Origin of the sequence: Limosilactobacillus avium (genome assembly GCF_947381485.1) — a bacterium.
GTDB lineage: Bacteria > Bacillota > Bacilli > Lactobacillales > Lactobacillaceae > Limosilactobacillus > Limosilactobacillus avium.
On sequence record NZ_CANCWN010000068.1, the window covers coordinates 1 to 1,288 of the forward strand.

1 rRNA gene is annotated in these 1,288 nt (G+C 53.6%); it reads right to left on the reverse strand.

Going from position 1 to position 1,288, the window contains the following annotated elements:
• Positions 1–53 precede the first annotated feature (53 nt).
• Positions 54–1,288: ribosomal RNA gene (locus QOS01_RS10265) — 16S ribosomal RNA — on the reverse strand; the annotation flags it as partial.

Below are 1,288 nucleotides of genomic sequence, written 5' to 3' on the forward strand. Positions count from 1 at the left end.
CTCAAAACTAAACAAAGTTTCAACTAATGTGTAGGTTCCGTTTTATTCCTTAGAAAGGAGGTGATCCAGCCGCAGGTTCTCCTACGGCTACCTTGTTACGACTTCACCCCAGTCATCTGCCCTGCCTTAGGCAGCTCCCTCCAAAATGGTTAGGCCACTGACTTTGGGCATTGCAAACTTCCATGGTGTGACGGGCGGTGTGTACAAGGCCCGGGAACGTATTCACCGCGGCATGCTGATCCGCGATTACTAGCGATTCCGACTTCGTGCAGTCGAGTTGCAGACTGCAGTCCGAACTGAGACCGGCTTTAAGAGATTTGCACACCCTCGCGGGTTAGCTGCTCGTTGTACCGGCCATTGTAGCACGTGTGTAGCCCAGGTCATAAGGGGCATGATGATCTGACGTCGTCCCCACCTTCCTCCGGTTTGTCACCGGCAGTCTCACTAGAGTGCCCAACTGAATGCTGGCAACTAGTAACAAGGGTTGCGCTCGTTGCGGGACTTAACCCAACATCTCACGACACGAGCTGACGACGACCATGCACCACCTGTCATTGCGTCCCCGAAGGGAACGCCTAATCTCTTAGGTTAGCGCAAGATGTCAAGACCTGGTAAGGTTCTTCGCGTAGCTTCGAATTAAACCACATGCTCCACCGCTTGTGCGGGCCCCCGTCAATTCCTTTGAGTTTCAACCTTGCGGTCGTACTCCCCAGGCGGAGTGCTTAATGCGTTAGCTGCGGCACTGAAGGGCGGAAACCCTCCAACACCTAGCACTCATCGTTTACGGCATGGACTACCAGGGTATCTAATCCTGTTCGCTACCCATGCTTTCGAGCCTCAGCGTCAGTTGCAGACCAGACAGCCGCCTTCGCCACTGGTGTTCTTCCATATATCTACGCATTCCACCGCTACACATGGAGTTCCACTGTCCTCTTCTGCACTCAAGTCGCCCGGTTTCCGATGCACTTCTTCGGTTAAGCCGAAGGCTTTCACATCAGACCTAAGCAACCGCCTGCGCTCGCTTTACGCCCAATAAATCCGGATAACGCTTGCCACCTACGTATTACCGCGGCTGCTGGCACGTAGTTAGCCGTGACTTTCTGGTTGAATACCGTCACTGCATGAACAGTTACTCTCACGCACGTTCTTCTTCAACAACAGAGTTTTACGAGCCGAAACCCTTCTTCACTCACGCGGTGTTGCTCCATCAGGCTTGCGCCCATTGTGGAAGATTCCCTACTGCTGCCTCCCGTAGGAGTATGGACCGTGTCTCAGTTCCATTGTGGCC